This is a genomic window from uncultured Algibacter sp., assembly GCF_947495675.1.
In the GTDB taxonomy this organism is placed as follows: Bacteria; Bacteroidota; Bacteroidia; order Flavobacteriales; family Flavobacteriaceae; genus Algibacter_B.
In genome coordinates, this window is the sequence record NZ_CANLZX010000008.1 from 1 (window position 1) to 17,040 (window position 17,040).

Annotated in this window: 19 protein-coding genes; 6 read left to right on the forward strand and 13 right to left on the reverse strand. The window is 30.0% G+C overall.

Features of this window, described 5'->3' with window-relative positions:
* Window positions 1-167 precede the first annotated feature (167 nt).
* The 3 genes from Q0842_RS07010 to Q0842_RS07020 all read left to right on the forward strand — a co-directional run bounded on the left by Q0842_RS07010 (window position 168) and on the right by Q0842_RS07020 (window position 2,011).
* Window positions 168-818: a DUF2306 domain-containing protein gene (locus Q0842_RS07010; RefSeq protein WP_298496025.1), complete on the forward strand. Its 651-nt coding sequence runs from the start codon at window positions 168-170 to the stop codon at window positions 816-818.
* A 147-nt stretch (window positions 819-965) separates the two neighbouring features.
* Window positions 966-1,427, forward strand: a complete 462-nt coding sequence (locus tag Q0842_RS07015) for a hypothetical protein (protein ID WP_298496028.1) — start codon at window positions 966-968, stop codon at window positions 1,425-1,427.
* A gap of 14 nt (window positions 1,428-1,441) precedes the next feature.
* Window positions 1,442-2,011 (forward strand): hypothetical protein, encoded by a 570-nt coding sequence (locus tag Q0842_RS07020; RefSeq protein WP_298496029.1) that lies wholly within the window; start codon window positions 1,442-1,444, stop codon window positions 2,009-2,011.
* A gap of 441 nt (window positions 2,012-2,452) precedes the next feature.
* Here the strand turns inward: Q0842_RS07020 and Q0842_RS07025 are convergent, their stop codons facing one another.
* Window positions 2,453-2,950: a CAP domain-containing protein gene (locus Q0842_RS07025; protein ID WP_298496032.1), complete on the reverse strand. Its 498-nt coding sequence runs from the start codon at window positions 2,948-2,950 to the stop codon at window positions 2,453-2,455.
* Window positions 2,951-3,116: 166 nt separating this feature from the next.
* Window positions 3,117-3,764 carry a pyridoxamine 5'-phosphate oxidase gene (pdxH, locus tag Q0842_RS07030; RefSeq protein WP_298496035.1) on the reverse strand — a complete coding sequence of 216 codons (648 nt, stop codon included), beginning with the start codon at window positions 3,762-3,764 and terminating at the stop codon, window positions 3,117-3,119.
* 75 nt (window positions 3,765-3,839) lie between these two features.
* Between pdxH and Q0842_RS07035 the strand changes: the two genes are divergently transcribed.
* A complete protein-coding gene (locus Q0842_RS07035) occupies window positions 3,840-4,250 on the forward strand; it encodes a hypothetical protein (protein WP_298496039.1) in 411 nt (136 codons plus the stop codon).
* Here the strand turns inward: Q0842_RS07035 and Q0842_RS07040 are convergent.
* The 6 genes from Q0842_RS07040 to rpsA form a co-directional block, all read right to left on the reverse strand.
* Window positions 4,247-5,152 (reverse strand): ribonuclease Z, encoded by a 906-nt coding sequence (locus Q0842_RS07040; protein WP_298496041.1) that lies wholly within the window; start codon window positions 5,150-5,152, stop codon window positions 4,247-4,249. The two genes, Q0842_RS07035 and Q0842_RS07040, sit on opposite strands and share 4 nt — an antisense overlap.
* A 4-nt stretch (window positions 5,153-5,156) precedes the next feature.
* The gene (locus Q0842_RS07045; protein ID WP_298496043.1) at window positions 5,157-5,624 is read right to left on the reverse strand and encodes a DUF3291 domain-containing protein; all 468 of its coding nucleotides are present in this window, start codon (window positions 5,622-5,624) and stop codon (window positions 5,157-5,159) included.
* A gap of 1 nt (window position 5,625) precedes the next feature.
* Window positions 5,626-5,958, reverse strand: a complete 333-nt coding sequence (locus tag Q0842_RS07050; protein ID WP_298496045.1) for a ribonuclease Z — start codon at window positions 5,956-5,958, stop codon at window positions 5,626-5,628.
* Between the two features lie 3 nt (window positions 5,959-5,961).
* The gene (locus tag Q0842_RS07055) at window positions 5,962-6,891 is read right to left on the reverse strand and encodes an aspartate carbamoyltransferase catalytic subunit (protein ID WP_298496048.1); all 930 of its coding nucleotides are present in this window, start codon (window positions 6,889-6,891) and stop codon (window positions 5,962-5,964) included.
* Window positions 6,892-6,899: 8 nt separating this feature from the next.
* Entirely contained in the window at window positions 6,900-7,439 is a 540-nt protein-coding gene (pyrR, locus tag Q0842_RS07060) for a bifunctional pyr operon transcriptional regulator/uracil phosphoribosyltransferase PyrR (RefSeq protein ID WP_298496050.1), read from the reverse strand.
* Between the two features lie 158 nt (window positions 7,440-7,597).
* A complete protein-coding gene (gene rpsA / locus Q0842_RS07065) occupies window positions 7,598-9,430 on the reverse strand; it encodes a 30S ribosomal protein S1 (protein ID WP_298496053.1) in 1,833 nt (610 codons plus the stop codon).
* 331 nt (window positions 9,431-9,761) lie between these two features.
* On the opposite strand from rpsA, the gene Q0842_RS07070 reads away from it, so the two are divergent.
* Complete coding sequence (locus tag Q0842_RS07070) at window positions 9,762-10,139, forward strand: LysM peptidoglycan-binding domain-containing protein (protein WP_298496055.1); 378 nt, start codon at window positions 9,762-9,764, stop codon at window positions 10,137-10,139.
* Between the two features lie 89 nt (window positions 10,140-10,228).
* Here the strand turns inward: Q0842_RS07070 and cmk are convergent, their stop codons facing one another.
* From cmk to Q0842_RS07095, 5 genes are all read right to left on the reverse strand, one after another.
* Complete coding sequence (cmk, locus tag Q0842_RS07075) at window positions 10,229-10,924, reverse strand: (d)CMP kinase (protein ID WP_298496057.1); 696 nt, start codon at window positions 10,922-10,924, stop codon at window positions 10,229-10,231.
* A gap of 101 nt (window positions 10,925-11,025) precedes the next feature.
* Complete coding sequence (gene porQ / locus Q0842_RS07080) at window positions 11,026-12,045, reverse strand: type IX secretion system protein PorQ (RefSeq protein ID WP_298496061.1); 1,020 nt, start codon at window positions 12,043-12,045, stop codon at window positions 11,026-11,028.
* A gap of 74 nt (window positions 12,046-12,119) precedes the next feature.
* Entirely contained in the window at window positions 12,120-12,644 is a 525-nt protein-coding gene (locus Q0842_RS07085; RefSeq protein WP_298496063.1) for a LysM peptidoglycan-binding domain-containing protein, read from the reverse strand.
* On the reverse strand, window positions 12,628-15,078 hold the full coding sequence (gene lon, locus Q0842_RS07090; RefSeq protein ID WP_298496065.1) for an endopeptidase La: 2,451 nt from the start codon (window positions 15,076-15,078) through the stop codon (window positions 12,628-12,630). The genes Q0842_RS07085 and lon overlap by 17 nt, the downstream gene beginning before the upstream one ends.
* A gap of 159 nt (window positions 15,079-15,237) precedes the next feature.
* The gene (locus Q0842_RS07095; RefSeq protein WP_298496067.1) at window positions 15,238-15,888 is read right to left on the reverse strand and encodes a rhomboid family intramembrane serine protease; all 651 of its coding nucleotides are present in this window, start codon (window positions 15,886-15,888) and stop codon (window positions 15,238-15,240) included.
* A 106-nt stretch (window positions 15,889-15,994) separates the two neighbouring features.
* Here Q0842_RS07095 and Q0842_RS07100 point away from each other — a divergent pair, with 106 nt between their 5' ends.
* On the forward strand, window positions 15,995-16,879 hold the full coding sequence (locus tag Q0842_RS07100) for a lysophospholipid acyltransferase family protein (protein ID WP_298496069.1): 885 nt from the start codon (window positions 15,995-15,997) through the stop codon (window positions 16,877-16,879).
* Window positions 16,880-17,040 lie beyond the last annotated feature (161 nt).

Here is a 17,040-nt window from a genome sequence, read left to right on the forward strand (position 1 = left end):
ACACCGAATATGGTATATTTAAAAACAGCATAAATCAATTATTAACCCGTAGCCATATTTCAGGACTAGACATTTGCAACTCATCGCTGAAAAACAACAATTCAGTAAATAAAAATAAACTGAATGAATTTATTGTCTGAATTTTGAGTCGTTAAATACAACTGAAAATGGAAAAAACGATACAAATATTAATATATATTCACGCAGCATTTGGCGGTTTTGCTTTGCTTGCAGGTTTGGTTTCAATAATTGCCAAAAAAGGAAAAAATATTCACAGAAAATCTGGACTGATTTTTTTCTACTCTATGATATTATCTGGAATAATAGCTATGATAGTTGCAGTTTTGCCGAATCACGAAAGTCCATTTTTATTCGCAGTCGGAATTTTTAGTCTATATTTTGTTTTAACAGGAAATAGAGCTTTGAATTTTAAAAGAAAAAATCCTGATTTAAAAATTGACAAATTAATATCTATTATTATGATTATAACCGGAATTTTAATGATTTCATTGCCAATAATACTAACAAAAAGTATAAATATAATTCTTGTTGTTTTTGCTATAGTTGGAATAATATTTTCTGTAAGAGATTTAATATTATTTAAAAATCCTGAACGATTGAGAAAAGGTTGGTTAAAATTACATTTAGGAAAAATGATAGGAGGTTACATTTCAGCAACAACTGCATTTGTAGTAGTGAATGATTTTTTTCCAAGCTTTTATGGTTGGTTTATTCCTGGAATTGTTGGAGGATTTATAATAACATATTGGATGAGAAAAATGAATAAAAAAACAAAAACAGTTGCCAACACAGTATAATATTAATTGCTGGTTTTAGCCAATTTACGAAAGTCCTCTCGGACTTTCTATCTGTGATTTATTTGCTAACTTTAGTGCTTAAAACACACAACTAATCTTATTATACAAACACGTTGGCAAACATTTGACAAAAAGCGAAATACGAATTTGAAAGTAAAAATATTTAGCATTTTAATTTTGGCTCTGATTTTGACTTTCTCATGCGGAAAGAAAAAGTTGGAAACCAATAAATGGGCTGAAACTGACCTGAATTGCGGAAAAGCTGAAATAACAAAAATTATTGGAAACAATGAATATTTTGGTGGTGGAAAAGATCTTACAGTTAAATGCAAAGTGAAATTTGAGAACTTGGAATTTGAATCGGAATTAGTAATTGACGTTTCTCTGATTGGAGAAGCCTATAGTCCTTTCAAAGTCGGAGATATTGTGGTTGCTAAATTTTTAAAAACTGACCAACAAAAAACAGTTGAAATGTATTTACTCGAATCCATTGACAACCGAACTGGTTACAAATGGGAATCGATTTACACTCTGGAAGAGGCTTGCAATGGAAATTGGCCAAAAGGCTCTGAACAACAAAAAGTATTTTCAGCGAAAGGAAAAATATAACTGAATAAAAAAAAATGAATCGATTTATAAAAATTCTAGAGGAAAACATTTCAGGGAAAAAAGTATTGAGCCTTTTTATACTTACAAATGTTGTTTACCTATTTATGTTATTTGTTACTATTCCGAAAACAATGGGATTCTCAAACGGAATGAAATTGTTGGATATGTTGCCTACCGGATATAATCAAGAGTATGTAAATAAATTATTTAGGGCTCTTGGAGAGAATGGTCGTAAAATTTATTTAACTAATCAAATTCCCGTAGATATGATCTACCCACTACTTTTTGGGCTTACCTATTCATTGTTATTAGCGTTTTTTCTCAAAAAATTAAAAAAACTTAAATCCCCTTTTATCTATCTATGCCTTTTACCACTAATTGCTGGAATAGCGGATTATCTAGAAAATATTGGGATTATTGCCATGTTGAATAGTTATCCAGACTTAACAGAGACTATAGTTATTGTAACCAATACTTTCTCGGTTATAAAAAGTACTTCTACCAGTATCTTTTTTATTGCCCTGATTGTAATCTTAATAATACTTGGAATTAGACCGAGAAAAATTAATAAAGGAATTAACTAAATCAACAGAATTTACTTACCCTTGGTTAATGGATACTGAAAAGTAAGTACTTTGTACAACACCGTATAAAATTAATTGCTTGTTCTCACCTACTAACAAAAATCCTCATGGATTTTCTTTATAGTTGTAGATAACTCAGGTTTATTTTCGGCTGGAAATAAAATTGAATCTTAGAAAAGCTTATGATACAAAATAAATTGTTTTGTTATTGAAGAGCAGATAAGAAGATTAACGAACCTTATTTATTTTTTGTTGAAGGGTGAACATTTAAAAGCATTCAGAATTAGAAATAGGTACACGTAAACGCATAAAAAAGTTTCTGGGTATTTTTCCTAACCAAAATATACAAATAAGTATTTTACAATCGTTATTAAATACAGCTTTAAATTTATATAGAAATGGTATTATAGCAACAAGTTTGTAATAAAACTGTAATTGCTATTATTTTTTAATAAAGATATTGGTATAATACCATCTACCTTCTGTATTTTTTTCTGCAGATATATCGAAGTTTGAATAATCACCTTCTAAATTTTCTTTATGCGCTTCACTTCTAATCCAAGCCTTTACAACTGCACTTGCCGAGCTGTAACCATAAGCTACATTTTCGGTAACTTTTTTAGCGCCTGCTTTAGATTTTAAATACTCACTTCGTGTAAAAAAGTTATGATGTGAAACTTCATCGTTATCAACCATATAATCTGTGTGACTGTGCGCAACAGATTTTACTATTGGCATTTCTGCTAAAGGGTTTAAGCCTAATGATAGTCTATGATTATTTATTAGCTCTAGAATTTCTACTTCAATGGTTTTTGCTTCTGGAGTAGTAAGACTTAATTCTATAGATTCTGCTTTGTCATCTATGTTATCTGTAGTACAGGAAGATAACGTACAAATAACAAACAATGCCATTAAAGGCAGTTTGGTTAATAACTTCATAGGTTAAGTTAATTTAGATTTGGAAGTGTAAATTTAACCGGTAACCTTAAAGTATTTGTTAATGAATTGTTAAAATCGTTAAAGAACATGTATTTCATCGATTTTATATGTTTTTAATCGGTGAAATGCAATAATTTTATTTTAAATAGTGTTTTTCAACGGTTTTTTAGGGAGATAATCGATTTATCTGCCAGTTGTAATCTTCTTGAAGTTTATAACGAATACGATCATGTAATCTATTTGGGCGTCCTTGCCAAAATTCCATTTCTACAGGTTTTACTATATAGCCACCCCAATACAAAGGCCTTGGAATTTCTTTACCTTGATATTCTTGTTCTAAATTAAAAAGTTTAGTTTCTAAGAATTCTCTGTTTTCAACAATATCACTTTGGTTAGAAGCTATAGCGCCTAATTGGCTACCACGTGGTCTAGATTCAAAATAACCATCGCTTAAATTCTCTGCTATTTTTTCAGCTTTACCTTTAATTATAATTTGCCTTTCTGCACCATGCCAAAAAAAAGATAAACACACATTTGGATTTGCTTCAATAGCTTTACCTTTTTCACTATTATAATTAGTATAAAAAATAAAACCCTCGTAAGTATATTTTTTTAGCAGTACTACCCTATTTTTTGGGTAACCATCTAATCCTATTGTAGAAATTGTCATAGCATTAGTTTCATCTTCCACAAAATGATTATCAACCTCATAAAACCATTTTTGAAATAATTCAAGAGGGTTTTCGGGTACTTTTTCTAAAAGTAACTCCCCTTTCTCATAAGACTTTCTATAGTTGCTTAAATCCTTTTCCATTACAACAAAATAACAAAAATTATTTTTCTTAGATCGATATATACTTCTTAAATTCGCATCCCCTAAAAAACTAATATGAAATTTGAAAATACTACTTATTTTAAAACACATAGCACTAAAATAGAAAAGCCATATGGTAATTTTTATTTGTTAGACTCATTTTTTATTTCTGAAATACATGAAGGTGTTCATTTTAGCTGGCAAATGATAAAAGAGACTATGGATGAAATTGTTTCTTATTATGAAAAAGATGTGAAGCTGGGTTACATTTCTAACAGAATTAATTCGTATTCAATGAATCCTGAAAGTTGGAATAAAGTTGATGAAACTTATGGTGTTATTGTAGCTGGTGCAGTTGTAACTTATAACAAAATGACTTATATGAATGCAACACTAGAAAAACGCTTCTATAAGAAAAGTATAAAAAGATGTACTACTTTAAATGAAGCTATAAATTGGATTTTGAATTTAAAAGAATTAAATTAAAATTCAAAAGTTTTACCATCTTCAGCTAATTCAACATTTTTAAAGATTTCTTTAGCTTCGGTTTTAAAGCCATCTAAGCTGCCATATCGTGTAGAGTAATGACCAAGTATCAAGGTGTTTACATTTGCTTGTTTTGCTATGCTTGCAGCCTCTTGTGCAGTAGAATGTTTGGTTTTTACGGCTAAATGTGCATGTTGTTCTAAAAAGGTTGATTCGTGGTATAAAACATCTGTATTTTTAATTAATGGAACAATGTCTTCTTTGTACATGGTATCACTACAAAAAGCATAACTTTTTGGTTTGGCTCCAGGTTTAGTGACACTTTCATTTTTAATTATAATACCATCTTCATTTTCAACATCAAAACCCTGTGCCAGTTTTCTGTAATAAGCAACATTAATATGGGCATCCTCAACAGCATGTATTTTTAATTTTCGTAGACCTTCTTTTTCTTTAAATAAATAACCGTTAGTATATATTCTATGATTTAAAGGGATAGTATGTACTTCAACTTTTTCGTCTTCATAAATTAATTCTGATTTTTTTGAAGTTAATTCATGAAAATATAAATTGTAATTAGTCCAAGAGTCTGCTAACTTCATTTGGAGTATAACAATTTCTTTAATTCCTTTTGGCCCATAAATATGTAAATCTGTTTCTCTTGTTAGCAATCTAAATGTAGATATTAAACCCACTAAACCAAAAAAATGATCGCCATGTAAATGTGAAATAAAAATGTGTTTAATACGATTAAACTTAATTTTATGTTTACGTAATTGTACTTGTGTTCCCTCTCCACAATCAATTAAAAACATATGATTGTTTATTTCTAATACCTGAGATGTGGTATTGTTTAAAGTTCTTGGTGTTGCACTATAACAGCCTAAAATAGAAAGTTTCATATTATTAAAGCTGTTTGTAATTTAAAGCATCTTTAAATGTAAATTTACTTTTAAATGAAAATGCATATGGTGTATCACCATGTTTATTTAAATAATCTAAACGATCTTTAGCATCTTGAAATGTTGGTTCATAGCCTACTGGTACATACCAAAAAGCCATGTGAATCATTTTCATTTTACTAAACCATTCTTTTTTTCGTTTAAAAACGTCTATATGTCCAGATTTATAAGTGTAATTAAAAAGGGTTTCTAAAGTTTCCCAAACAGACATATTAATTATAAAAGTATCATCTTGAAATACAATTGCAGCTTCATCTTTATCCTCATCTTTTAATCGCCAAATAAAACCTTCAGCTTTATCTGCAATAGCGTTAATTTTATCAAGATTATCAATAAAATCTTTCATAATTGGATCGTCCATTGGCGCCAATCTTTTAGCAATATTTACTTGTGCAAGATGATAATTTGTCATTTTAAAGCCCTAAATCACGTTCCATTACTTCCATTTCAATAATATCGTGGGCCTCTTGAATTGATGGAACTACAACAAGTTGGTCTGGAACAATATCTAAATCAATTTTACTTGAAACTATAACAAAAGAATGTTTTGATGCTTTATGTGTATTTGAAATTTGTAAAAACTCTACAATTTCAGTTTGTGTTATAGCACTTAAGCCAGTTAAAGCTACTATTATATTATTGTTTTTATATTTTGGGTATAAAGCCTGTAATTTTTTTACAAGTTCTATAACAGATACCTTTTCTTGAGTAATTATAGTTGTATTTTCGTTTTGATCAATAATCATAATCTATTGCTTTATTTTTGATGCTAGTAAATATATAACTGCCATTCTTACTGCAACTCCATTTTGTACTTGGTCTAATATAATAGATTGTTTTGAATCTGCAACATCACTAGTAATTTCTACACCTCTATTTATTGGTCCGGGATGCATAATAGTAATTTCTTTATCTAAAGAATCTAGTAAATTTTTGTTAACTCCAAACTGTTGTGTGTATTCTCTTGTTGATGGGAAATAACTAATATCCATACGTTCGTTTTGCACACGAAGCATGTTTGCTACATCACACCAATTCAATGCTTTGCGTAAATTTGTTTCAACTTTTACTCCAAGTTCATTAATGTATTTTGGAATTAATGTTTTTGGCCCACAAACCATAACTTCTGCGCCTTGTAATTGCAAAGCGAATATATTGGATAAGGCTACTCTACTGTGTAAAATATCGCCAACAATTACCACTTTTTTTCCTTTTACATCTCCTAACTTTTCTCTAATAGAATATGAATCTAATAGTGCTTGTGTAGGATGCTCATGCGCGCCATCGCCAGCATTAATAATACTTGCGTTAACATGTTTAGATAAAAACACACCTGCTCCTGGGTTAGGGTGACGCATTACAACCATATCTACTTTCATAGATAAAATGTTATTTACTGTATCTATTAATGTTTCTCCTTTTTTTACAGAAGATTGCGCAGATGAAAAATTTATAACATCGGCAGATAAACGTTTTTCTGCAAGCTCAAAAGATAGTTTTGTTCTGGTAGAATTTTCAAAAAATAAATTGGCAATAGTAATATCTCTAAGCGATGGTACCTTTTTAATAGGTCTATTAATCACTTCTTTAAAATGATCGGCAGTTTCAAAAATAAGTTGTATATCTTTTTCTTGAAGATATTTAATTCCTAATAAGTGATTTACACTTAATTCGCTCATTGCTTTATTTATTTTTCTATTAAATAAACCGAATCTTCATTATCGCGCTCTTTCCAGTTTACTTTTACTTTTTCATTATTTATAACATCTACTTGTCTGCCTCTATAATTAGGTTGAATTGGTAAATGTCTGCTAAAACGTCTGTCAATTAAAGTTAAAAGCTCTATTTCATTAGGTCTTCCAAAAGATTGTATAGCTGTTAAAGCAGCTCTAATACTACGACCTGTATATAAAACATCATCAATAAAAACAATGTCTTTATCTTCAACTAAAAAATTGATCTTAGTTTTGTTAGCTTCTAAAGGTTTGTCACTTCTACGAAAATCATCTCTAAAGAATGTAATATCTAAATGGCCAACTTTAATGTCTTTAACCTTATAGTCATCAGTTAATATTTTTGCTAATCTATCTGCTAGAAACACACCGCGTGGTTGCAAACCAATAAGAACTGTATTTGAGAAATCGTTATGTTTTTCAATAAGTTGACAAGCCAATCGGTGAAGAATGATGTTTACCTCTTTTTCGTTAAGTAAAACTTTTTGACTCATATACTATCCAAACGTATTTGGAGAACAAAGGTAATGGAAAATTTTAGAAGTAAAAGAATTAAAATAAGTCCATGATGAAATAATTTTTAAATTAAATATCTTAATATAAAAAAAGCCCCCAATATATTGGAGGCTTATTTTATTTAGAAAAGAAAAAATTATTTTTTTCCGTCCATTTTATCTTTAAGAGCTTGTAAAGCATCATTAGCATCACCTAAAGTTGGTTTTGCTTCGGCAGCTTGAGAAGCTTGCTTTTTAACAGCAGCTTTTACGTTAGCCATTTCTTCAGCTTTAAAAATTGCAGTATGCGAAGCTACTACTCTTTTAAACTCTTTGTTAAATTCAATAATTTTGAATTCTGTTTCTTCACCTTTCTTAAGTTTAGAACCATCTTCTTTTTCAAGATGACGAGACGGTACAAAAGCAACGATATCTTCGTTAAACTCTATTGTAGCACCTTTATCAACTATTTCAGAGATAGCAGCTTTATGAACTGTACCTAAAGCGAATTCAGTTTCATATTTATCCCAAGGGTTATCAGTTGTTTGTTTATGACCTAAACTTAATTTACGTCCTTCAACGTCTAATTCAAGTACAACAACATCTAACTTATCACCTACAGCACAGAACTCAGATGGATGCTTAATTTTCTTAGTCCAAGATAAATCAGAGATATAAATTAATCCGTCAATTCCTTCTTCTAATTCAACAAAAACACCAAAGTTTGTAAAGTTACGTACTATACCTGTGTGCTTAGAACCTAATGGGTATTTAGTAGTAATATCAGTCCATGGATCTGGAGTTAATTGCTTAATACCAAGAGACATTTTACGATCTTCTCTATCTAAAGTTAAGATTACTGCATCAACTTCATCACCAACAGTAACGAAATCTTGAGCAGAACGTAAATGTGTAGACCAAGACATTTCAGAAACGTGAATTAATCCTTCAACACCATCAGCAACTTCAATAAATGCACCGTAATCTGCGATTACAACAACTTTACCTTTTACTTTATCACCAACTTTCACCTCTTCTGCAAGAGCTTCCCATGGGTGTTTAGATAATTGTTTAAGACCTAATTGGATTCTAGATTTGTTTTCGTCAAAATCAAGAATTACAACATTTAATTTTTGATCTAACTCAACAATCTCATTTGGATGGTTAATTCTAGACCAAGATAAATCTGTAATGTGAACTAATCCGTCAACACCACCAAGATCAATAAATACACCGTAAGAAGTAATATTCTTAACAATACCTTCTAATACTTGACCTTTTTCTAATTGACCAATAATTTCTTTCTTTTGTTCTTCAATATCAGCCTCAATAAGTGCTTTGTGAGAAACTACTACGTTTTTGAATTCGTGGTTGATTTTCACAACTTTAAATTCCATAGTTTTATTTACGTACTGGTCGTAATCTCTAATTGGTTTAACATCAATTTGAGAACCTGGTAAGAATGCTTCTATTCCAAAAACATCTACAATCATACCACCTTTAGTTCTGCATTTAACAAAACCATTAACGATTTCACCAGTTTCGTGTGCTTTATTTACACGATCCCATGCTTTAATTACACGAGCTTTTCTGTGAGATAATACTAATTGTCCTGTTGCATCTTCACGCACATCAATTAATACTTCTACTTTGTCTCCTACTTTTAAATCTGGGTTGTAACGAAATTCGTTTAAAGAAATTACACCTTCAGATTTTGCATTGATATCAATAATAGCATCTCTATCAGAAATGTGTACTACGGTACCTTCAACAACTTCATCATCTAATGTGTCAACGAAATTTTCAGCTACTAATTTTTCAAATTCCTTTAATTGTAAATCATCAACTTCATCAATACCTTCTTGGTAATTGTGCCAGTTGAATTCTTTTAAGAATTTTTCAGGGTTTGCTTTTGCTTCAGATACTACTGGAGCTTCTACTGCTGGAGCATCTGTTGCTTCAACTTCAGCTTGTTTTGCTTTTTCAGCCATTTAAGATAATTATGTAATGTCTTGACTATTTAGTGTTGACATTACGATTTGTATTCTGCTATGCTTCAGGGAATTTAAGCGATTAACACGCAGAAGTGTTATTTTAATTTTAGTTTTTATCCTTTTATTTTCCCATTGTTTCGCTAAAAGGAGTGCAAAAATACATAATATTGACATAAATACCTAGAAATGAGAAAATAAAATGATTGTGACTTTTGTATGGGATTGTGTCTTATATTTAAGAACGATATCTTAATTAATATTTAATAAAAAAATTAGATTAATTTAGTATATTGTTATCAACAACTAATTACTATAAAACATAAAAATCATGGTTAAAGCAAAGTATCAAGAAGTATTAAATTTAGGAGAAACATTGAACATTAAAGATGGAAATGTAACAGAAGAAAATGGCGTTCTAAAGGTTAAAGGAACTGCTAATACGCAATATGAAAAGAACTTACTTTGGGATAAAATTAAAGAAATAGGTGGAGATAATCCATCTGATATTATGGCAAACATAACTGTTGCTGATGAAAGCGTTTTTGCTAGACATACTGTAAAAAGTGGTGAAACTTTAGGTAAAATTGCTAAGCAATATTATGGTAACGCTTCTAAATATCAGGCTATTTTTAAGGCTAATTCTGATATTTTAAAGAATCCTGATGTAATTCATCCAGATCAAGAATTGATTATTCCTAATTTATAAGAACTCACAATTATTTAATTAAAAAACGAACCTTTAAAAATTAAAGGTTCGTTTTTTTTATTATAACATTTAAGTTTTATAAGATGAAGTTATTCTAAATCTTCTATTGTCATTTTAGCTAATTGAAATATTTTATTGAATTGCTCATCTAATGTCATATTAGAATTATCTATTTCAATAGCATCTTTAGCCTTTAATAATGGAGAATCTTCTCGATTTGTGTCTATATAATCACGCTCTTGAACATTCTTTAACACATCTTCATACGCTACTTTATCACCTCGTTCAATTAATTCCTGATAGCGACGTTCGGCTCTAGTTTCAGCTGATGCTGTCATGAATAATTTAAGTTCAGCATCTGGAAAAACAACAGTACCAATATCTCTTCCATCCATAACAACCCCTTTATCCTGTCCCATTTTTTGTTGTTGTTCAACTAATTTTTGGCGAACTTCTGATATTTCTGCCACCTTACTTACAAAACTAGAAACTTCTAAAGTTCTTATTTTTTTTTCAATATTAATGTCATTTAAATAAACCTCTGCAAAGCCCAAAACTTCGTTAAACTTAAAACTGATGTTTATATTTGGTAACTGGTAAATTAATGCTTCAGAATTAAAATCTTTTTTACTAATTAATCCGTTTTGCATGGTGTAATATGTAACGGCTCTGTACATGGCACCAGTATCAACATAAACATAGCCTAATGCTTTTGCTAGTTGTTTAGCAACAGTACTTTTTCCTGTTGATGAAAACCCATCTATAGCTATGGTAATTTTATTCATATTTTAATTTGAAGTTACGAAAATACTTAAAGTGTGCTAAAGTGGAAAACTAATCTGTTTAATATAAAATTAAAATGTTTCTTTGAAGTTAATTAATTGATTTATTGCAAATCAATTTGTAGCCCAAAAAAGTTAGAATTTGCTGCACTAGTATATTTTGCATGCGTATAACTAAATCGCATTTTATTCATTTTTACAGATATACCAGCAGACAATCCTGAGAAATTTCGTTGGTCAATAATTCTTAATTCTTCTCCTCTTCTAAAATTATAACCCAAACGAATATTGAAGCCGCCTTCTGGAAAAATTTCTGCACCAACAATAGTATGTCTAATCACTTGACCTATAAATCCAATTTTTTCTGAAGACTGATTTCCTGATAAATCACTAATTGATCTTGCAGGATTTGGTCTTGAAATGGGCCATTCTTGAAGATTCTCTAAAGTAATATGCCAGCGAATTGGTACATTTTCTAGACGTTGAGACATACCAAATGCTACTTCAAAAGGTAAACGTTCTTTTAAATCGGCATAGGTTGTAATTTGAGTACCTAAATTCCTAACTACTAATGCAGCATTAAAATTTAAATAATCATTTATATAAACAAAGCCTAAATCTATAGCAGCACCAACAGAATTATATTGCTCTAGTTTTGACGTAATTAATTTAGCATTAGCACCAAAATAAAAATCTGAATATCCTATTTGGGTGGCATACCCAAAAGACAATGCAGCTTCATTACCTGTAAAAGTTCCTGTTGAGTTACCTGCTTCATCATAACCATCAAAAGAACCATAATTAATATACGTAATGCCTGTATGAAATGTTTGTGTTCGCCTATCAACGGTGTATGCATATGAGGCTGTTCCATAGCCAATACCTCCTAAATAACTTGTATAATTTACCGCTAATTGATTATCCATTTCTACATTTATTGTAGCCGGGTTGAAAATTGCTTGTGTAACATCGTAATCTACATTGGTTAAAACTTTACCTCCTAAAGCTGCCTGACGAGGTGATGATACTAAATTAAGAAATTGATATGTAGTTTCCCCACCAACTTGAGCTATTGAGAGAGATGTTATTGAGAAACAAAAAAATGTAATAATTTTTCTTAGCATATTTACGTTACAAAGTAAATGAATCTATACTAAAACGGTAGTATGCATCTTTTATTTTTTTGAAATAATTAATTCTATTTAAGATATAGTTTTTGCCCAATTGATAAGTTATTAGACTTTAATCCATTTAGTCGCTTTATATCCGTAACATTTACACCTGTTTTTTTAGAGATGTAATAAAGTGTATGGCCTTTAGCTACTACCCAAATGTCTTCTGATTTGTTTATTTTTTCATCTTCAAAGTTTCTAACTCGAAGCTTCTGCCCTACACTTACTAATGTTGTTTTTAAATTATTAGCGTCTTTGATTTTTTTTAAAGTAAGGCCATATTGTTCAGCTATGTTTAATAAGTTCTCACCTGATTGCACAGTATGATAATTTAATCGCTCTAAAGAAAAATCTTCGTTTGTTCTTCTTGCATTTACAATAGAGTCTTTACCATCAGATCCTTTAAAAATAAACTCACCTGTTGCAACATTAAGTCTTGCTTGTTTTCCATTTAAAAGAACATCCTTATAAATAGTTCTAGATTGTGCTTCCAAATTAAAAACACAAGCTAGAACTACTAAAAAAAATAAATTTTTATAATTTTTTCGCATTTTGTACTTTTTGTTTCGTGATTGCTATATCAATAACATCGCTCATATCTGTTACGTAATGAAAGGTTAAACCTTTTAAATACTCAGGTTTAATTTCTTCAATATCTCGTCTATTATCCTCACACAATAATATTTCTTTGATACGAGCACGTTTTGCTGCTAATATTTTTTCTTTAATGCCACCTACAGGTAAAACTTTACCACGAAGAGTGATTTCACCTGTCATAGCTAAACTTTTTTTAACTTTTCTTTGAGTAAACAAAGATACTAAAGAAGTTAACATGGTAACACCTGCACTTGGGCCATCTTTTGGTGTTGCACCTTCTGGTACGTGAATATGCACATTGTATTTATCGAAAATACTAGTATCAATACCAAAACTATCAGCGTTTGATTTAATAAACTCCATAGCTATAGTGGCAGATTCTTTCATTACTTTACCTAAGTTTCCGGTAATAGTCATAGTACCTTTTCCTTTAGATAATATGGATTCTATAAACAAAATATCACCACCAACACGTGTCCAAGCTAAACCAGTAACTACTCCAGCAACATTATTATTCTCGTATTTATCACGTTCTAATTTTGGACCGCCCAACACTTCAATAATATCTTCGTTTGATACTTTTATATTGTAATCTTCCTCCATAGCAATATTCTTTGCTGCATATCGCACCATTTTTGCTACCTGTTTTTCTAAACCACGAACACCAGATTCACGTGTATAACCTTCAACTATTTTTTCTAATTGGGGTTTACCTATTTTTAAATGTTTATCTGTTAAACCGTGTTCTTTTAATTGTTTTGGTAATAAATGACGCTTTGCTATTTCAACCTTCTCTTCAATAGTATACCCCGTAACATTAATAATTTCCATTCTATCAAGTAGCGCTGGTTGAATTGTTGATAAGCTATTTGAAGTTGCAATGAACATAACCTTTGAAAGGTCGTAACCCATTTCTAAAAAGTTATCATAAAACTCACTATTTTGTTCTGGATCTAAAACTTCTAACATGGCTGATGATGGATCACCTTGATGTGAATTTGAAAGCTTATCTATTTCATCTAAAACAAAAACAGGGTTAGAAGTTCCTGCTTTTTTTAAACTTTGTATAATACGTCCTGGCATAGCACCTATATAGGTTTTTCTATGTCCACGTATTTCAGCTTCATCTCTTAATCCGCCAAGAGAAATTCTCACATATTCTCTTCCTAAAGCTTCAGCAATCGATTTACCCAAAGATGTTTTACCAACACCTGGAGGGCCATAAAGACATAAAATTGGAGATTTCATATCATTACGGAGTTTTAAAACTGCTAAATATTCTATAATTCTTCGTTTTACATCTTCTAAACCAAAATGATCTCGATCTAAAATTTTCATAGCACGTTTAAGATCGAATTTATCTTCGCTAAATTCATTCCATGGTAAATCTAAAAACAGCTCTAAATAATTTCTTTGTATAGAATACTCCGCAACTTGAGGATTCATTCGTTGCATTTTAGCAATTTCTTTCTCAAAGTGTTTGGCTACTTTTTCATCCCAAAGCTTTTCACTAGCTTTAGCTTTCATTTCATCAATTTCTTGATCATGATTCACACCACCCAATTCTTCTTGAATAGTTTTCATTTGTTGATGCAAGAAATACTCACGTTGCTGCTGGCTCATATCCATTTGAACTTTAGATTGGATATCATTCTTAAGTTCTAATTTTTGAAACTCAACATTCATATACTTTAGGGTTGCTAAAGCACGCTTTTTAAGATCATCAATTTCTAATAATTGTTGTTTTTCATCTACAGTAAGATTCATGTTAGAAGACACAAAATTTACTAAAAATGAATTACTTTCAATATTTTTTATAGCAAAAGAAGCTTCACTCGGAATATTTGGACTTTCCTTTATAATTTCTAAAGCTAAATCTTTTATAGAATCTATAATTGCTGTAAACTCTTTATTTTTTTGAGCAGGTTTAGCTTCTGGGATGTCTCTTATTGTAGCATTCATGTAAGGTTCTTCAGTAAGTACCTCTGCAACTTTAAAACGTTTTTTACCTTGAATAATAACTGTTACGTTTCCATCTGGCATTTTTAAAACACGTAAAATTCTAGCTACAGTACCTGTTTCATGAATATCTTTTGCACCTGGTTTTTCAACAGATTCGTCTTTTTGAGCAACAACACCAATTACTTTACCGCCTTTATTAGCATCATTTATTAACTTAATTGATGCATCTCGTCCAGCTGTTATTGGTATAACAACACCTGGAAACAATACCGTATTTCTTAATGATAAAATTGGTAGTGTTTCTGGTAATTCTTCGTTATTTATAGCTTCTTCGTCCTCTGGTGTCATTAATGGAATTAACTCTGAATTTTCATCAAATTCCTGTAATGACAAACTGTCTAGGGTTGTAAATTTAGATTTTTTCATATATATTTTTAAGTCAATCTGTCATTAAAACAAAATTGAATCTTTTTAATGTTTTATATTGTAAACTATAAAATGCTGTATATAAGATACTTAATTAAAATTCATTACATACAACATGGTTATAAATTCAATAGCTATGCCATTTATTAAATTTAAAGTTTAAATCTTACCGAGTTTCTTTAAAGCAAATAAAAGAATGATAGGTATAGCTAATAAAACAATCATTAATACATTAGTTTCAAACAACCAAGGAGATAAAATTAAAGTAATTAAATAACCTCCTACTGCCCCACCAAAGTGTGCATCGTGCCCAATGTTTCCCACTCTATTTTTCATTCCATAAATTGAATATAACAAATAACCAATACCAAAAATATAAGCTGGAATTGGGATAGGTATAAAAAACAAATACAAATTCATGCCAGGTTGTAAAAGTATGGCCGAATAAATTATACCACTAACAGCACCGCTTGCTCCTACTGCACTATAATGATATTCTGTTTTATGAAAATAGAGAGATAATAAACTACCAACTAAAAGGCTTCCAAAATACACTAGTAAAAATTGTAATGGACTTAATAATGTAATTACAACATCTGCAAAAAAGTATAGGGATAACATATTAAATAATAAATGTTGAGTATCTGCATGCAAAAAACCACAGCTAAACATTCGTATTTTTTCACCACGTTGAACTCCACCTACTTGAAACTTATATTTTTCAAAAAAACTATAATCACTAAACCCTTTATATGAAATGATGACATTTGCTGCTATAATGATAATTGTTACAAGATCTAATTTACCCATATGATATAAACATTTATAATCTAATTAATATGTATTTCTTCTATTAAAGCTAAATTTTGATTAAAAAAATCATGTACTTTTGCCGTTACAAATCTAAAACTAATTCATGCAATTTCTAATATATATTCTGGTTTATCCTCTTTTATGGATAATTTCCATGTTACCCTTTAAATTGCTTTATCTTTTTTCTGATGGTTTATACCTTTTGCTATTTCATATTATTGGCTACAGAAAAAAAGTAGTTACTGCTAATTTAAAACTTGTTTTTCCAGAAAAAACCAATAATGAAATTAACCAAATTAGAAAAAAATTCTATAAGCATTTATGTGATATGTTTTTAGAGATGATTAAAACAATGTCTATTTCTAAGGAATCACTAGGAAAAAGATTTAAACTTACAAACCCTGAAGAAATATTACGTTTAGAGTCTTTAAACAAAAGTGTTTTATTAATGTATGGGCACTATGCTAGCTGGGAATGGTCTTTAGAAATTCAAAACCATGTTAATTTTAAAGGGTTTGGTGTTTATAAAAAATTAGCAAATAAATATTTTGATAAATTAGTAAGAGATATACGTTCTAAATTTAAAACAACTTTAATTAGTACAAAAGAAACTATTAGTATTATAAACCAAAACGAAGCCAACGGTGTAAAGAGTATTATTGCTTTTTTAAGCGACCAGTCTCCTAGAAAAACTAAAGATGTGTATTGGGGGCATTTTATGGGTAAAGAAGTACCTTGTTTTACGGGTGCCGAAAGATTAGCAAAAAGATTAGATTTAACTACTGCATATTTAAAAGTTACTAAAGTTAAGCGTGGGTTTTATGAAGCCGAATTTATAACCTTAGCCGAAGATGCCTCGTTACACAAAGATTATGAATTAACAGATATGTTTTTGCGCGAGGTTGAAAAACAAATTTATAATGCACCTGAGTATTATTTCTGGACACATAAACGTTGGAAACATATGGATAAGAAACCCAAAGAATAAATTCCAAAAACACATTTAAAGACCGAGTTAAGCACCTACTCTAACAGAAGGTTTAGCCCCGATTGAAACGGCATCCTTTTTTGTGCTTTAAAATAAATCTGAAATTAACTTAAAAATTAGATTTTCACACTATACTTGATGAGATACTGAATCTAGTTAAG